Raw genomic sequence first — 3945 nt, forward strand, 5'->3', positions numbered from 1 at the left:
CGGGATGACGCGATCAACCGGCACACTCATCAAGTTCCTGGCGTTCGGGCTCGTCATGGCGGTCCTGACGGCGTTCCTGTTCTTCGTCTTCAGCGACGCCAGAACCGGTTCGACACACTCCTATTCGGCTGTCTTCAAAGACGCGTCGCGGTTGAAGACGGGGGACACCGTACGCATCGCAGGCATCCGGGTCGGAACCGTGAAGGATGTGTCACTGCAGGCCGACAGGACGGTCCTGGTCGAGTTCGACACCGACCGAAAGACGGTGCTGACCACCGGGACCAAGGCCGCCATCCGCTATCTCAACCTGGTGGGCGATCGCTACATGGAGCTCGTCGACACTCCGGACTCGAACCAGATCATCGCGGCCGGCGGGCACATACCCGAAAGCCGAACAACCCCTGCGCTCGACCTCGACGTGTTGCTCGGTGGGCTCAAACCCGTGATCCAGGGCTTGAACCCAGAGGACGTCAACTCGCTGACGAACTCCCTGGTGCAGATCCTCCAGGGCCAGGGCGGAACCCTGGAATCGTTGTTCTCGAAGGCGTCGTCCTTCTCGAACTCCCTGGCTGACAACAACCAGGTCATCGAGGAGTTGATCGTCGACCTACGAACAGTGCTGGACACTCTCGCGGAAGACGGTGACGAGTTCTCCGGTGCGATCGACAAACTCGAGCAACTCGTCAGCGGGCTGTCTGCCGATCGTGACCCCATCGGGGACGCCATCACCGCGCTGAACACCGGCACCGCCTCGATCACCGACCTGCTGGACCGGGGCCGGGCGCCGCTGGCGCACAGCATCGACGAGCTGCACCGGCTCGCACCGCTGGTGGACAATGACCTGGACCGCCTCGACGCGACGATCCAGCGCCTGCCCGAGATCTATCGCAAGCTCGCCCGCGTCGGTTCGTACGGTGCCTGGTTCCCGTACTACATCTGCGGGATCAGCTTCCGCGCCAGCGACCTCGAAGGGCGCACCGTGGTCTTCCCCTGGATCAAACAAGAAGAGGGAAGGTGCGTGGAAGAGTAAATGCTCAAATATCGCGGATCTCAGCTCGTCAGGGCCGGCTTCATCGGCGTGGTCCTGATCATCCTCGTCATCGCCGTCGGCCTGCAGCCCGAAAGGCTGCTGTCCTGGGCCACTGCTGTGCGCTATCAGGCTTTGTTCACCGAAGCCGGCGGCCTGACCGTCGGCAATGACGTGACCGTGTCGGGGATCAAGGTCGGCTCGGTGTCGTCCATCAAGCTCGACAACGGCGACGCCCTGGTCGGCTTCACCATCGACGGCAAGTACGCGCTGGGCTCCGACACCACTGCGCACATCCGCACCGGAACGCTTCTCGGCGAGCGGGTCCTCGCGCTGGACTCCGAGGGCAGCGGCACGCTCGATCGAGACAACGCGATACCGACGTCGCGGACCTCCTCGCCCTACTCGTTGACGGACGCCGTCAGCGAGCTCACCGCCAATACCGCGGCCACTGACACCGACACGCTCAACCAGTCCCTGGATACGCTGGCCCAGACCCTCGATGAGGTCGCTCCCCAGCTGGGACCGACGTTCGATGGGTTGTCGCGACTGTCGCAGTCGCTCAACAGCCGCAACGACAGCCTGGCCGAACTGTTGAGGACAGCCGGCGACGTCACAGGCATCTTCTCCGAGCGCAGCAGGCAGGTCAACGCGTTGATCCTGAACTCCAACGACCTACTCGCTGTGCTCAACGAGCGCAAGTACGCCATCACCAGCCTGCTCGCCAACATCTCGGCGGTCTCGAAGCAACTGTCGGGCGTGGTCGCCGATAACGAGGCCGAACTCGCGCCGGCGCTGGAGCGGCTGAACAACGTCACGGGAATGCTCGAGAAGAACCGGGACAACCTCGCCAAGATGCTGCCCGGTGCGGCCAAGTACTACCTGACCCAGGGCGAGATCGTTTCCAACGGTGCGTATTACAACGCGCTGATCCCGAACATCCAACCCGCACAGCTGCTGCAACCGTTCCTCGACTACGCGTTCGGATTCCGGCGCGGCGTCGATGCCGGCCAGCCGCCCGACAACGCCGGGCCGCGTGCAGAGCTCCCGTTCCCCGTCAACAGCCTTCCGCAGCCTGGAGATCTCCCCGATGATGGCAACCCGTAAGCGGTGGGTCGCCGGCACGGCGATCCTGCTGGCCATACTGCTGATCGCCGGCGCGGCCTTCCTGGTCCGGCAGGTGTTCTTCGGGCCGAAGACGATCACGGCCTACTTCCCGACGGCTACCGCGATCTACCCTGGCGACGAGGTGCGGGTGTCCGGTGTGGAAGTCGGCACCATCGACAAGATCGAACCCGAGGGCACGCAGACCAAGATGACCCTCAAGGTCGACAGTGACGTGCCCATCCCGGCGGACGCGAAGGCTGTGATCGTCGCCCAGAACCTCGTCGCTGCCCGATACGTCCAGCTAACGCCGGCCTACCGCAGCGGTGCCGGACCGACGATGGGCGACGGTGGGGTGATCCCCAGTGACCGCACAGCCGTCCCGGTGGAATGGGACGAGGTCAAGACCCAGTTGACGCGTCTAGCAGCTGAATTGGGGCCGCAGGCCGGGGTCTCGGACACCTCGATCTCCCGGTTCGTCGACAGCGCCGCGGACGCCCTGGAGGGCAACGGCGAGAAGCTGCGGGAGACGCTGAAGCAGCTCTCCGGTGTGGCGCGAATCTTCGCCGAAGGCAGCGGCAACATCGTCGACATCATCAAGAACCTGCAGATCTTCGTCTCGGCCCTGCGCGACAGCAAGCAGCAGATCGTGCTGTTCCAGAATCGACTGGCGAGCCTGACGAGCGTTGTGAACGACAGCAGGTCCGACCTCGATGCCGCCCTGACCGATCTGAACTTCACCATCGGTGAGGTACAGCGTTTCGTGGCAGGCAGCAGAGATCAGACCGCCGAACAGATCCGGAGCCTGGGTCAGGTCACCCAGGTCCTGGTCGACAATCGGCTGGCGCTGGAGAACGTTCTGCACATCACGCCGAACGCGATTGCCAACTTCGAGAACATCTACTACCCGAACGGCGGATCGGTCACCGGGGCGTTCTCGGTGTCGAACTTCTCGAACCCGGTTTGGTTCGTCTGCGGTCTCATCGGTGGCGTCGCGAACACCACCGCGCCCGAGACCGCCAAGCTCTGCGCCCAATACCTCGGGCCTGCGCTGCGCTCGATCCCCATTCACAACCTTCCTTTCCCGATCAACGCCTACCTGCGGCCGGCAGTCAGCCCGGACCGGATCATCTACACCGACCCGAAGCTGGCACCCGGCGGTGCGGGGCCGGGTGACGCGCCGGAGATACCGCCGACGGTCTCGGCGTACATTGGTTCGGGCGACGTGCCGCCACCTCCGGGCTGGGGTGCGCCCCCAGGACCGCCGGGGATCTATCAGCCGGACCCGGACGCGCCTGCCACGCCATCGCCGGCGTTGTACCCGGGTGCGCCGATCCCGGGACCGCCGAACATCCTGTCGAACATCCCGGCGCAGCCGCAGCCGCAGTCTGTCGACGGATTGTTGTTGCCTCCGCAGGGTCCGGGCGGGCCGCCGGCGGGAACTCCTGGAGGCCCGCCGCCGTCGGCGCCCAACGCGCCTCTGCTGCCTGCAGAAGGGATGCCGCCATCATGATCCGCGGTGTGAAGCAGTTGACCATCGTCGGTTGCGCTGTTGCGCTGTCGCTGAGCGGCTGTGCCTTCGAGGGGGTGAACTCCCTGCCACTGCCCGGTGCGGTGGGGCGCGGACCGGACGCGGTGACCTACCACGTCCAGGTGCCGAATGTCGCGACGCTGGAATCGAATTCACCGGTGATGATCGACGACGTCGTCGTCGGCAGCGTCGGCAAGATGACGGTGCAGAATTGGCATGCCGACGTGGAGGTCTCGGTCAAACCCGACGTGGTGATCCCCGCGAACGCGGTGGCGACCGTGGG

4 protein-coding genes are annotated in these 3945 nt (G+C 65.0%); all 4 read left to right on the top strand.

Going from position 1 to position 3945, the window contains the following annotated elements:
- Nucleotides 1–4: 4 nt before the first annotated feature.
- The gene (locus VIQ49_RS20605) at nt 5–1030 is read left to right on the top strand and encodes an MCE family protein (RefSeq protein WP_331888120.1); all 1026 of its coding nucleotides are present in this window, start codon (nt 5–7) and stop codon (nt 1028–1030) included.
- Nucleotides 1031–2134 (top strand): MCE family protein, encoded by a 1104-nt coding sequence (locus tag VIQ49_RS20610; protein ID WP_331888114.1) that lies wholly within the window; start codon nt 1031–1033, stop codon nt 2132–2134. It abuts the gene before it with no gap.
- Entirely contained in the window at nt 2118–3644 is a 1527-nt protein-coding gene (locus VIQ49_RS20615) for an MCE family protein (protein WP_331888116.1), read from the top strand. Before VIQ49_RS20610 ends, VIQ49_RS20615 begins: the two co-directional genes overlap by 17 nt.
- On the top strand, nt 3641–3945 hold a 305-nt coding region (locus tag VIQ49_RS20620; RefSeq protein ID WP_331888118.1), incomplete at its 3' end, for an MlaD family protein. The genes VIQ49_RS20615 and VIQ49_RS20620, both read left to right, overlap by 4 nt.

This window comes from Williamsia sp. (assembly GCF_036566845.1).
GTDB lineage: Bacteria > Actinomycetota > Actinomycetes > Mycobacteriales > Mycobacteriaceae > Williamsia.